This is a genomic window from Xanthomonas sp. NCPPB 2586, from assembly GCF_041475775.2.
GTDB classification, from domain to species: Bacteria; Pseudomonadota; Gammaproteobacteria; order Xanthomonadales; family Xanthomonadaceae; genus Xanthomonas; species Xanthomonas campestris.
The window spans coordinates 3,715,535-3,727,507 of the sequence record NZ_CM192981.1; the positions used below are offsets into that span (position 1 = coordinate 3,715,535).

Annotated in this window: 5 protein-coding genes; 1 reads left to right on the plus strand and 4 read right to left on the minus strand. The window is 65.4% G+C overall.

Annotation, left to right across the window (positions count from 1 at the left end; all coding sequences use genetic code 11):
- Positions 1-43: 43 nt before the first annotated feature.
- From ACCQ09_RS16100 to ACCQ09_RS16110, 3 genes are all read right to left on the minus strand, one after another.
- Entirely contained in the window at positions 44-886 is an 843-nt protein-coding gene (locus ACCQ09_RS16100; protein WP_040941684.1) for a CPBP family glutamic-type intramembrane protease, read from the minus strand.
- A 69-nt stretch (positions 887-955) separates the two neighbouring features.
- Positions 956-1,903 (minus strand): glycerophosphodiester phosphodiesterase family protein, encoded by a 948-nt coding sequence (locus ACCQ09_RS16105; protein ID WP_040941685.1) that lies wholly within the window; start codon positions 1,901-1,903, stop codon positions 956-958.
- Between the two features lie 103 nt (positions 1,904-2,006).
- Positions 2,007-5,129 carry a TonB-dependent receptor gene (locus tag ACCQ09_RS16110; protein WP_228428412.1) on the minus strand — a complete coding sequence of 1,041 codons (3,123 nt, stop codon included), beginning with the start codon at positions 5,127-5,129 and terminating at the stop codon, positions 2,007-2,009.
- 771 nt (positions 5,130-5,900) lie between these two features.
- Between ACCQ09_RS16110 and ACCQ09_RS16115 the strand changes: the two genes are divergently transcribed.
- Positions 5,901-6,368 carry an REP-associated tyrosine transposase gene (locus ACCQ09_RS16115; RefSeq protein ID WP_228428159.1) on the plus strand — a complete coding sequence of 156 codons (468 nt, stop codon included), beginning with the start codon at positions 5,901-5,903 and terminating at the stop codon, positions 6,366-6,368.
- Between the two features lie 353 nt (positions 6,369-6,721).
- On the opposite strand, the gene ACCQ09_RS16120 is transcribed toward ACCQ09_RS16115, so the two are convergent.
- The gene (locus tag ACCQ09_RS16120) at positions 6,722-11,638 is read right to left on the minus strand and encodes an alpha-2-macroglobulin family protein (RefSeq protein ID WP_040940616.1); all 4,917 of its coding nucleotides are present in this window, start codon (positions 11,636-11,638) and stop codon (positions 6,722-6,724) included.
- Between the last annotated feature and the right edge of the window lie 335 nt (positions 11,639-11,973).

Genomic DNA, 11,973 nt, shown 5'->3' on the forward strand with positions numbered 1-11,973 from the left:
GCAGCTCACGTGTGCACTCCTGAATGACGTAATGACGAACGCGCTAGCTTGCAACGTCCGCACGCAGCGAGCGAGACGGCGTTACAAACAGCCGCAGCAATCCCATCGCCAGGAATACGGCAGATAGCCGCAATGCCATGCCGAGCCAGCCACTGGCGGCCGAATCGGATACCGCAAAGACCGTCCAGGCCGCATTGAGCGAGACATGCAGCACCCAGCCGCTCCAGATCGTGTAACCGTCCTGCGCGTCCACAATGGCAAACTGCAGCGCGCCGATGCCGGTGATGGCGAAGATCAATAAGGCGTCGCCGCCTCCGCCGCCTGCCCCGAGCCAATGCACGCCGCCGAACACAACCGCCTGCACCAGCGCGGCGATCGCTGGACGCCAGGCCAGCGCGCGGCAGGCAAAGACGAAGCCGAAACCACGAAAGACGATTTCTTCGGCCAACGGAAACAGCAGCGCCAGCCACAGCAGGCCAAGCAGATCGCCGGTGCCGACCGAGGTGGATTGCGTCCACAGTCCAAGCCAGCACAGCAGTGTGGCCAACAGGGTCAGCGCCGGGCCGCGTAAACCGTTCCAACGCAGGCCCAGACGCGCTGCGATCTCGCCTGGCGTACCAGGACGCAGCAAGGCAGCTGCGACCAACACGACCACCACGCTGAGCAGATTGTCGGCAATCCCGCCGCCATAGGGCACGGGAATTTTCGGGATGGGCAAACCAACCGCCTTGGCCACGTCGCGCACCTGCAGCGCGATCAGCAGCACCACCAACCAGACGACATGCGGACTGAATTTGCGCTGGCGTGTATCGAGCGGCATGCAGACATCCTTGCGTGCAAACAACGCCTGACTATAGCGGCGGCGGCAGGGTCCCCGCAGTGCCATGGATCATGCTATGAGGCGACAGTGCGCATCCGTCGCAAGCCCGCTGCGTGCAGCGAGGTAACGCGGCGCTCAACGCGTCTCCAGCGTCGCGCGATAGCGCAGCAAAGCTTCCGGCGCATCGGTCTGGATGATGGAGATGTCGTCGCGATGCATGCGGCCCCAGACCTTGTCCGGGTCGCGCTCGGCATCGGCATCGCCGCCGTAGCCGGCGATAAAGCCTTCCCACAACGAATTGACCATCAGCCGCACGTTGTGCGCCTTGCTCACCGCCACCAGGGCCGGCAATTGCGATGCGGCCATCTTGGGCAGCTCGAACGCCATCGGGACCGCATTGCGGGTTTGTGCAGTGGCGATCGCGGCCAGATCGGCCGTGCCATGCGCATTGATCAGGATCGGGAAGAAGTACACGCGGTCGAACGGCTGCATCGCTGCCAGCGGCGGCGAGGCGATGCCGGCTTCGGCCTTGACGATCACCTGGTGCTGCATGCCCGCGCGCGTGACCGCGTCGACCACCTGCACGTAGATCGCATCCTTGACGTCGAGATTGAGCAGGATGTGGCCCTTGGCGGCGGCCAGCATCTGCTCCAGCGTGACCACGCGCTGATCGGTGAGCGGCGCCTGTGCCCCACCCTCGTCGGTGCGCAACCCCAGCTTCTGCAGATCTGCCAGCGTGAGCTCGGACAGCTTGCCGGTGCCATCAGTGGTGCGGTCCACGGTGGCGTCGTGCAGCATCACCAGCGTGCCGTCTGCGGCGCGGCGCACGTCGGTTTCCATCACGTCCGCGCCGATGGCAATACAACGCTGCAAGGCTGCCAGCGAATTCTCCGGCGCGGTGTCGTTGAATCCATGGTCGGGCGCCGCGGCGTGGCAGCCGCGATGCGCCACCACCACGATGCCGCCGTCGGGATTGGTCAGCCGTGCCTGGATTGCGGCAACCCCCACCGGCGCGGCAGTCGCATCGGCGGCAATGGCTGCGCACAGCAGCGCGGCAAAAGAAGCAACAGACTGCAAGGTCATAGTACGGCTCCGCTTGAATGCGTGGGCAACGCGACGCATCCGCCAGGCGGCTGCATCGCGTTGCATGTGCTTGGATGGCCGCTCACCGCGCGGCCGTGGTTGTTTACAGCGAGGGCGTAAAGCGCAGGCCCACCCAATAGGTGCTGGGCACCGAGTAACTGTCCTTGAGCAGGTTCTGCCCCGGGCCGGTCACGCTGCTGATGCGGCTGTGGGTGAGGTTGCTGACCTGGCCGATCAGGCTGAGCTGCTTGCTGACCGCATACGTCGCGGTGAAATCCAGCTGCGAACGCGGCGACCAGTACAGATCCTGCCAGTCGATGTTGCTGACGATCGCACGCAAGGCCTTGCCCTGCCGGTTGTAGGCGGCGCGCAATTCCAGGCCGCCGGTGTTGTAAAACAGCGTGGCGTTGGCGGTGTAGTCCGGCTGGCCGACCAGGTTGTCGAGCTTGCGCTCGCGCTGGCTGACGGTGCTGCCGCTGCCGACGCTATACGGCACGTCCAGGCTGCCATCGAGCAGCGCAAAGTTCGCACTGAAGCCCACGCCGCTGAGCCACGGTGCAATCGGCGCCAGCGTGTTGACGATGCCGTTGAATTCCACGCCACGGATGCGCGCCTTGGCTGCGTTGGCCGGCGTACTGATCAACGCATTGGCGTAGGTGGTGCCATCGAAGGTGAAGCTATCGGTGCGCGAGAGCGTAAAGATCTCGTCCTGGATGCGCTTGTCGAACACGGCGGTGGAGGCGAAGGCGTCGAAGTCGCCCGGCAGCCGCCATTCCAGCGACAGATCCAGGTTGTTGGACACGCGCGGCTTGATGTCGGGGTTGCCGATGGTGACGGTGACGCCCTGCGCGTTTGGGTTGCCGGCGTCGGTCGTGTTGACGAAGCCGATCGAGGTGCGCGCCGCATACGCATCGTACGGCGGGCGGCCAAGTGTGCGGCTGGCGCCCACGCGCAGGTCCAGTGCGTCGGTCAGGTGGTAGGTCATGATCGCCGAAGGCAGCAGATAGTCGTAATCCGCATTGGTGGGGTTATCGACATACACGTAGCGGTTGCTGGCGGTGTCCAGCTGGCGCTGGCGGCCCACGGTGTTGAGCTTGGTGCTGTCCAAGTGCAGGCCGGCCTGCACGTTGAGACGCTCACTGCGGTAACTCACCAACCCGTAGCTGCCGAAGGTCTTTTCGGTATGTGTGAAGTTGTCCTGGTTGCTGAAAGCCTGCTGGTCGGTGCTGTTGAACGCGCTCAGCGGCGTTGCTGCCAGCACGCGGTTGGCCTTGTCCGGATCAATGGTCAGCAGATTCAAACCCGCGTAGCGCATCGGCGCCCTGCCCACGTAGCGCATCGGCGCCCTGCCCGCGCCGGCGACATCGGCCAGGCCGAACGTCGGTGCGCTGGTGTTGGGCTGGTACTCCACGCGAAAGATGTCGTAAGAGGGCTTGTCGGTGGTGTATGAAACGCCCGCGGCAAACCCGATGCCCTGATCGCTTTCGCCTTGATTGAAGCCGTAATCAAGCCGCCCGGTGAGAATGCGATCGGCGGCGGTGCGCTTGTAGTCGGGCCGCCAGTACGACAGGCTGTAGTTATCCAGATTGTTGTAGGCCTGCGGCGACACCCCGAAGCGCTGATCGAAGCCGGAGGTGTCGTAATTGAACGCATAGTTGGGTGTGGCATTGACGGTCACGCCGCTACCGGTCTGCCCCACTGATACCGCTGCCGGCCGAATGATGCCGGTGGCGTACTTGATCATGCGGATCGGCTCGTCGTAGGTCGCATCCGACCACGAACCCCGTGCAGAAAACTGCTGCCGATCGGTGGGCCGCCAGATGCTGCCCAGCTGCGCCACCTTGGTGCGCGTGGTGACGATCTGGTTGGAGTACCCCACCTCGATATCGCCGCCGGGATAGCTGCCCGAGGTCGCGGTCTGGTTGAACACCTGGCCACGGTTGCGCGGGTCGATGATGACCTCGTTGCGCTCCATGTCGTCCTTGAAATAGTAGTAGCCGGCCATGGCGTAGGCCTCGAAGGCCGCACTCGGGCGCGCTTCAAACTTGCCGGTGACGCCATAGCGGTCGCGCTGGTTCTGCACGTACCAGTACTTGTCCTGCTGCGGCACTGCCCAGCCATTGCCGAGATTGGCGCCGGTCTGCAGCACACCGTTGTTGTCGTAGAACCCGTAATGCACCGTGTCGGTGGTCATATGGGTTTCGGTATAGCTACTGAGCGTCTGGTAGTTGGCCGACAGCGTGAAGCCGTATTGCTGCTCGCTGCCGAAGGTGCGGCTGCCGGTGGCATTCAAGCGATACCCGGGGTCGTCCTGGTCGCGCGGCTTGCCCACATCGTTGGCGTGGCCTAGTGCGGCTTCGGCGCTGAAGAACGGCTTGCCGCCGTTCTCGAACGCGCTGCGGGTCTTGAGGTTGATCGCACCGCCGGTGGCATTGGGATCAAGGTCAGCGGTGAACGTCTTGACCACCTGCAACTCACTGACCATCGACGCCGGCAGCAGATCCAGACGCACGCCGCGGGTGATCGAGCCAAGCGTGCCATTGGGCGTGCCGGGCGAGGCGATGGTGAGCCCATCGATGGTGACGTTGTTGTACGACGGCCCCAGGCCACGCAACACCGGCGTGGCGGCTTCATCGCGCGGATGCTCGTTGTCGGTGGCAGGCAACACGGATAAGCCAGGCACACGGCGCAGCGCTTCGACGATGGTGCTGTCGGGCAAGGCCCGCACGTCGGTCGCACTGATCACATCGGTGATGTTGGTCGCCGCGCGCTTGCTTTCCACCGCCGCCGCGTTGGCACGCCGCACACCGGTGACCTGCATGGCATCGAGGGTTTGCACGCCTGTGGTGGCACTGGAACTGGCACTGGGACTGGCACTGGCGACTTTGCCTGTGCCTGTGTCTGAAGCTGCACCTGCACCTGCACCTGCACCTGCACCTGTCGCTGTCGCTGTAGTAGCGGTAGCTGTAGCAGACGTAGCGGTAGCGGGGAGATCTTGATTCGATGCCTCGCTTGATGTCTGGGAAGCATTCGCCGCCGCGGCTGGCGTTTCCGCATCACCGGCATCACCGCTTGCATCTGCAGGCGTCGCCGCGGGCGAGATCGGCGAGCGTTGCCCCGCAGCATTTGAAGCGTCGAGGGCCTGCGCCTGCACGCCCGACGAACAGGCCGCGATGGCAAGGGCAAGAACAGAGAGGTGCACACGGTACGAATCGGAGCGCTGCATGGAATCCCGGAAATCGCGCGGCAAGGGCGCCGCGTCTGTGCGAAAGCACGCCACCGTAGGCAGCCAGGATGACCTTTGCGTGTCGCGCACATAGCACCAAAAAGACAATGCGAACACCTGTCGCGCAATGCGAAGAACCGTAGGAGCGCGCTTGCGCGCGATGGGGCTTTCCCGTGAACGCCTCATCGCGCGCAAGCGCGCTCCTACCGGGGCCCCGTAGATCATGGACAACGGATTTACCCCTTCGCAGCGCCAGTGCCTACGTGAGGTGCTTCGTTCAACCACAGCTGGACGCAAACCCAACGTAGGAGCGCGCTTGCGCGCGATGGGCCTTTACCGGGAACGCCTCATCGCGCGCAAGCGCGCTCCTACCGGGGCCTCGTAGATCATGGACAACGGAATTACCCCTTTGCCGCACTGCCGCCACGAGATGTATCTCGTTTAACCACAGGACGACGCAACCCAAACGTAGGAGCGCGCTTGCGCGCGATGGGGGCTTTCCCAGGAACGCCTCATCGCGCGCAAGCGCGCTCCTACAAGGGCATCGCAGATCATGGATGACGGATTCAACCCTTCGCAGCGCCACCGCCATGAGAGGTGTCTCGTTCAACCACGGCTGGACGCAAACCCAACGTAGGAGCGCGCTCGCGCGCGAGAAGCTCTCCCGACAACGCCCGCCGCCCAAGCGCGCACTCCGGCGCGGAGTCCGCTGACCCCAATCCAGGGATTGCGCCAATGCAGCCCATCGACCAGGCACGTCAATCTGTTGGCATGACTGATCCCACTTCGTCCGGACATCGCGCCCTTCGCCGCGGCCGCCATTCGCTTGCGGGGCATTGCTACCTGCTCACCACGACAACCCACCAGCGGCAGCGCCTGTTCGACGATCCTCGCCTGGCTGCAAGCGCGTGTGGCGCATTTACCAAAGCAGCGCCCGCAGATGCCACCTTGCTTGCCTGGGTATTGATGCCGGATCACGTTCACTGGCTGCTGCAGTTGGGCCATCACACGCCGCTGGCGCGGGCTGTGGCGTGTCTGAAGGCTGCGAGCAGGCGTGCGGTCAACACGCAGCGTGCTGTGCAGGCGCCCGTCTGGGCTCGCGCCTATCACGACCATGCCGTACGTCATGACGCGGATCTGCGTGCGGTTGCACGTTATGTCATCGCCAACCCATTGCGTGCCGGGTTGGTGCAGCGCATTGGGAAGTATCCGTTCTGGGATGCGATCTGGCTGACGTAGAGGCGTGCCTGCGTGGTGAGGCACTCCCGGGAACGTTCCATCGCGCGCAAGCGCGCTCCTACGGTGATTGCGCACGGCTGTACGACCGTGATCGTGGCCTGGCTGGCACCTCCGTTCTGGAACGCGGTCTTATTGGCTTAGAAGCGAGCAGGCGCGCGGTGGAGTTTCCCCCGGGAACGCCTCATCGCGCGCGAGCGCGCTCCTACAGTGATCACTACGGCTGTGCCGCTGATCTTGGACTCGTTGGAACTACGTTTGGAACGCGGTCTTATTGGCCTGGAAGCGAGCAGGCGCGCGGAGAGGCATTCCCAGGGAAGCCTTACCGCGCGCAAGCGCGCTCCGACCGTGATGCCTTACGGCTGCACCACCGTGATCGTGGCCGGGTTGGTGCGGCCGACACCGCGCAGGTCCGGGCGGTACATGTCTTCCACCAGCGAGGGCGGCACGGTGTAGGTGCCCGGGGTGACGGCGCGCACCAGGTAGAACACCTGCGCCTTGCTGCCCGAAGACAACGACAGCGCGGCCACGTAGCGGTCGTCGCGGAATTCTTCGTGCTTGACGTCGGCGGCGCTCGAACGTTCGCTGATGCCGATGCCGTCCACCACCACGTCGGCCCACTGTTTGGCATCGCCCAGGTTGAAGTTCTCGATCTCCAGGCCGGCCGGCAGCAGGTCGGTGAGCAAGGCGTCGCGCATGCTGGTGTTGGCGGTGATGGTGACGCGCACGATCAACGCCTCGCCTTCCTTGAGCGCACGCGGCGTCCACGGCTTGCCGTCGGTGGTGTACCACGTGCGTTCCACACTGAGATGGCGGGTGTCCGCTTCCGGTGCGCTGCGCGGGATGCCGGCCACTTCCAGGCTGGCGTACATCGGCGCCTCGCCTTGCGGGACGAACTGCACGCCACGCGCCAGCGCGGCGCTGTCGAAGCTACGGCCAAACAGGCGTGCCGGCGCGATCTCCTGCGCCTCCCCACCCACCGTCAACGTGCCCGACACCGTCTTGCCCTGCGCCACCATCAGCGCCTTGCCCAGCCGCGCCAGCGCAACCTGCTCCTGCGTACTCAGCCACAGCGAACCACCACCGCGGCGCGCGTCCAGCGCCTGGCCCAGCGTCACCGCGCGGGTGTCGTACTCCGGCGAGGACAAGCCACGTTCGTGCAGCAGCGCCATCATCAATGCATCGTCGCGGATCGCGCTGCCGTAGTCGCCGAAGTACGGCGGCCGGTCTGCACTGTTCTTGGCGAAGCCGGCCTTGATCGCTGCCTGGCCACGCTTGGTATCGCCCTGCAGCGACAGCGCCGCGCCCAGATGCACCAGCGACAACCCGGTCAGCGCCTTGTCGCGCTGGTTGTCGTACAGCGCGCGCAGCGTGCCCAGCGGTGCACGGTTCACGCGCGCCAGCACATAGCCGGACCACGCCTGGTTGGCGAACTTGAGGTTGTCGCGGCGGTCCTGGCCGTAGAACTCGTTACCGCCGGAGAGCAGATCCTCGCTGAGGCGATTGAGCGCCTTCTGCAGCACGTTATCGGGCACCGCAAATCCGGCGTCCTTGGCATCGAGCAGGAACTCGGCGATGTACGGGGTCAGGCCCGGATTGACGTAACCATCGTCGCCCCACATCGAGAAATGCCCGCTGGCAATCTGCATCGAGGCCAGCCGGCCGAACGCGCCTTCCATGCGCTCGCGGCGGGTGGCCGCATCCAGCCCCTTGGTGCCCAGCGCCCTGGCCGTGGCCTCGTCCAGCAGCAAGGCCGCATAGCCCTTGCTGGTGGTCTGCTCGGCGCAGCCGTACGGATAGTTCAACGCATCCTGCAGCGCACTGGCGAACGGAATCGGCGGCAGCGGGCTGACCAGCATGCGCGCGGTCACCGAGCCGGCCATCAGGCCCTCGGTCAGGCCCGCATCCATGCTCACCGGTGCCAATGGATCCAGCACACGCGTCTGCGTGCGCAGCACCTGCGGCCAACCGGCACGCACCGGCAGGTCGTAGCTGCGGTCGGCCTTGAAGCCGTTGCCGTCCACACGCACGCGCACCTTGGCAACGCTATAGCCTTCGGTGGCGGTGAGCGGAAAGCTCAGCGTCTGCTTGCCATCGGTGGCCAGCTTGACGCTGCGCGCCGCCTCGGCAATGGCCAGTGGGCCGATGCCGTCCACGCGCACGTTGAACTCGCCCGGCTTGCCGGTGAAGTTCTGCACGTCCACCGTCACCGTGCTGCGGTCGCCCGGCGCCATCACGCGCGGCATGCTGGCTTCGGCCAAGATCGGCGCACGCACGATGGTTTCCATGTCGCGGTTGCCGTAGCGCGTGTCCGAGTACACCAGTGCCGAGACACGCAGCGTGCCGTTGAAATCCGGCACTGGCAGCTGCACGCGTGCATTGCCCTTGGCATCGAGTTTCACCGAGCCGGAGAACAGGTCCACCGTCTGCACGCGTGCGGTCGGGCGCTTGGCCTGTGGCAGCGCTTCCAGGGCCATGTCGCCGCCGAACTTGAGCTTGCCGCTGGCGCCTTCGAAACTTTCGATCACCCGTCCGTAGATGTCGTAGGCATCGGTGCCCAGCCGGCGCTGCGCGAAGAACTGCGCGTTGGCATCGGGCACCGGGAAGCGGGTGATGTTGAGAATGCCCACGTCCACCGCCGAGATGGTGACGTGCGCGGCCTTGCCAGCCAGCTCCGGCACACTCACGGTCACCGGCAACGGTTGTTCGGGGCGCATCTGATTGGGTGCAGACAGACCCACCGCCACGCGCCGCGCCTTGCGGTCCATCGGCACGAACGCCACGCCCACCGCGCGTGCCGGAGTGATCTTGCTCGGCGCGCTGCCGCCGCGGAACACCAGCGCGGTCACGTACACGTCATGCCGTTCCCAGGCCTCGGTGACCGGAATCTCGAAGGTGCTGCCCGGCTTGACGTCGATGTCCTGCACGTACAGCAGCTTGTCGCTTTCCACCAGCAACACACCCTTGCCGGCATGCGGCGGGGTTAGCGTGACCTTGAGCGTGTCGCCGGCGCGGTAGCCGGTCTTGTCCAGCGCCAGCTTGACCTTGTCCGGGCGCGCGTCCAGTCCGCGGTTTTCGTCATTCCAGCTCCAGCCGGCGCGGAACGGGTAGCGCGTGGTCAGGCCGGTGGCCGGGTCGAACACGTCCAGGCGGTACTCACCCCACTCCACCGGGAAATCGAGCTTGGCATTGCCGCTGCCGACGTCGATCGTGCGGGTGTCCTTGTTCTCGAAGCGGCGGGTGAAGTCGTAATCCCAATGGTCGTCGGTGTAGTTCCAGTGGTAGTCGCGCAGTTCGCGCACCAGTGTGGCCTTGAGCCCCTTGGCCGGCTGCGGCTTGCCCTCGGCATCCACGCGGGTGATCTCGAAGCGTGCGTTGCTGTTGGCATCGGCGCCGTCGGTGTCATCGAACAACGGGCGCACGCCGACCAGCGCCTTGGCTGGCCACAGCACGCGCTTGATGGTGCGGGTCACGGTGCGCCCGCCGGTCTCGTACACACTGCCCGACACCACTGCGGCAATGGTGCTGACCGGCTTGGCTTCGTCCGGCAGGGCGATGTCTTCGCGCAACACGCCATCGCCGCCGAACTCGGTGTCGATCACGTCCTTGGCTTCGCGCGGCAGCTCCAGCGTGGGGTCGCCGAAGAACCAGCCCGGCAACGACTCCAGCGGATGCTGCTCCACGCTCACCGCCAGCTTGGCGGTGAAGCGGTTGCCATCGGCCGGCGCGCCGTACAGATACGCGGCATTGGCGATCAGGGTGAAGGGCTTGCCGGCGCTCAAGGTCTTTTGCGCGGCGTCCAGGTCCAGCTTCATGCGTTCGGGCAGGAACTCTTCCACGCGCACGGTCATGCCCTGCACGGCGTCCTTGCTGCCCGGGTCGGTGCGGAATTCCACCTGCCAGCGGCCAGTCGGCGCATCGGCGGGAATCTGCTGGGTGAATTCGAAATAGCCCTGCTCGCCCGGCTGCAGCTTGGTTTCGCGGAAGGTCTTGCCGTCGGGCTGCTTGAGCCGCAGGAACACCGGCTGGCCGCCCTTGGTCGGCCCGCTCGTGGGCTTGCCATCGTTGTCGCGCAGGATCGCCGACACGCGCATGGTCTCGCCGGGGCGATACAGGTCGCGGCCGGCCCAGGCGAACACGTCGAACCAGGCGCCTTCGCGCCCGGCCACGGCAAATTCGCTCAGATCCAGCGCCGGCTGGTTGAACGGCAGCATCGAAATATCGGTCTTGCTGCGCGCCACCAGCACGTGGCTGGCGTCGAGTGTGTAGTTGAGCAACGCATTGCCGTTGGCGTCGGTGCTGCCCTTGAGGAACAGCTCGCCCTTGGCATCGAGGATGCGCAGTTCCACATTCTTGGCCGGCTCACCGCTCTGCAGCGAGGCGGTGTGCACGAACAGCTTGTCCTTGTAGGCGCGCGTGTGCAGGCCGATGTCGCTGACGGTGAAGAAAGCGGTGTCGAATTCGTTTTCGAAGGTGCCGGCGCGCTTCATCACCGCGAAATACAGGCCCGGCTCCTGCAGCTCCGTGATGTCCTGCGTGGGCAGGTAGGTCAGCACACGCTCGTTCTGCTTGCCGCCCAGGATGAAGCGGTTGACGTAGATCGGGTCGGCCAGTTTGGACAGCGGTGCGTTCTCGCTGTATTCGTTTTCCAGGTCCCAGCTGCCGCGTCGGCCGCCGCGCTGGAACTGGTGGAAGAACGCCGGCAGCGACTTCTCGCGCACGCGCAAAAATTCCACATCCACTTCCGGCACGTTCACCGACACCACGGGCAGGCCGCGGCTTTCGCGCGCCGGCAGCACGCTGCCTTGCGAGGCGAAGCCGGCCACCGGCTTCAGCTCACCGGTGTAGACCTTCTGCTTGAGGGGTTTACCCAGGCGGCTGCCATCGGCGGCGAGCAGGTTGGCGGCGATCAGGACGGTATAGTCCTTGGCCGCTTCCACGTACGGGTAGCGCAGCGTCTTGCCGTCGTCGGACAGCGACCAGCTGCTGTCGCCGTTGCCGACCTTTTCCTCGAAGCGCACCAGCGCATCGAAGTCCTGCGTGCCCACCAGCGGCCGCGAGAACTCCAGCGCCAGCGACAGGCCGTCACTGGTCTGGTCGGGGTAGGCGCGCGCCAGGCCAAAGCCGGTGATACCCTGCTTGTCGACCTTGATCGCCTCGCCGCTGGCAGTGGGCAGCTGGCCGCTTTCGTTGCGCTTGCACGCCACGCTCCCCAGCGCCGCCGTCAGCAACACCACCCACAGCAGCATCCGCCGCACGCCCGACGACGTCATCCCTGATTCCTGCCTGTCCATTCGCGCTACCCCATGACTGAGGCGGCAAGTATAGCGACGTGCTTCACGCCGCCGATGTCCGATATGTGGCCGGTCGCGGACTTGCCGATGGGCGGTGAGCGTGCGCTGCGGTAGATGCGTGGCGATGGCAACGGCGCGTCCGACCCGCGGACGCAGTGGCTTTTTAGCCGCACGTTTTAGATGCAGTCAAAAGCCTGGTTGGTCGTGGGCGCGGTGCCCCCGCCGCTAGCGTGACCCGCCGCGAATCCGTCCATGGAGGCTCAGTAGCGGCATCCATGCCGCTACATGGCCCCGCAATCGGCGAGGACACCGCA

Bases quoted from the DNA above. Each gene is read 5' to 3' on its own strand.
- ACCQ09_RS16100 (WP_040941684.1), bottom strand. From the start codon at position 886: ATGGCACTGCGGGGACCCTGCCGCCGCCGCTATAGTCAGGCGTTGTTT.
- ACCQ09_RS16105 (WP_040941685.1), bottom strand. From the start codon at position 1,903: ATGACCTTGCAGTCTGTTGCTTCTTTTGCCGCGCTGCTGTGCGCAGCC.
- ACCQ09_RS16110 (WP_228428412.1), bottom strand. From the start codon at position 5,129: ATGCAGCGCTCCGATTCGTACCGTGTGCACCTCTCTGTTCTTGCCCTT.
- ACCQ09_RS16115 (WP_228428159.1), top strand. From the start codon at position 5,901: ATGACTGATCCCACTTCGTCCGGACATCGCGCCCTTCGCCGCGGCCGC.
- ACCQ09_RS16120 (WP_040940616.1), bottom strand. From the start codon at position 11,638: ATGACGTCGTCGGGCGTGCGGCGGATGCTGCTGTGGGTGGTGTTGCTG.